This is a genomic window from Morganella sp. B601 (assembly GCF_051172335.1).
GTDB classification, from domain to species: domain Bacteria; phylum Pseudomonadota; class Gammaproteobacteria; order Enterobacterales; family Enterobacteriaceae; genus Morganella; species Morganella morganii.
Map to the genome: position 1 here is coordinate 1 of NZ_JBPIZE010000022.1, position 607 is coordinate 607.

Here is a 607-nt window from a genome sequence, read left to right on the forward strand (position 1 = left end):
CATAACTCACGCAAAAACGTCTTCACATTTTCGTGTTGTTCGGCTGAGAGACTCATCAATATTACCTCGGTGATAATATTGATTGTTTCAATTTTTCAGCTTGTTCCGGATTGTTAAAGAGCATAATAATTCACAGCATACCGTTTCCGGTAGACTCTGAATTATTTTTCAGATATCAGATAATGGTGGAGCTAAGCGGGATCGAACCGCTGACCTCCTGCGTGCAAGGCAGGCGCTCTCCCAGCTGAGCTATAGCCCCATTATTTGGTTTTCCCGGGCGTGTCTTTTCATCATGAAAAGAGGAAACCGCATTGAGACAAGGCATGGAAAGGCGAAGTTTACTAAGGTAAACGAGTCTTTTCATAACGCAGTATCAATTCGGTTTTGGTAGGCCTGAGTGGACTTGAACCACCGACCTCACCCTTATCAGGGGTGCGCTCTAACCACCTGAGCTACAAGCCTATTCCCGGTATCTGCTTCTTTCTATCAGACAATCTGTGTGAACACTCACAATTCAAATCAACATAGGTAAGGAGGTGATCCAACCGCAGGTTCCCCTACGGTTACCTTGTTACGACTTCACCCCAGTCATGAATCACAAAGTGGT

The 607-nt window shown here is 45.1% G+C and carries 2 tRNA genes and 1 rRNA gene; all 3 read right to left on the reverse strand.

Annotation, left to right across the window (positions count from 1 at the left end):
- Positions 1-183 precede the first annotated feature (183 nt).
- A tRNA-Ala gene (locus ACSBQN_RS19270) sits at positions 184-259 on the reverse strand.
- Between the two features lie 126 nt (positions 260-385).
- Positions 386-462: transfer RNA gene (locus ACSBQN_RS19275), tRNA-Ile, on the reverse strand.
- Positions 463-529: 67 nt separating this feature from the next.
- Positions 530-607: ribosomal RNA gene (locus ACSBQN_RS19280) — 16S ribosomal RNA — on the reverse strand; the annotation flags it as partial.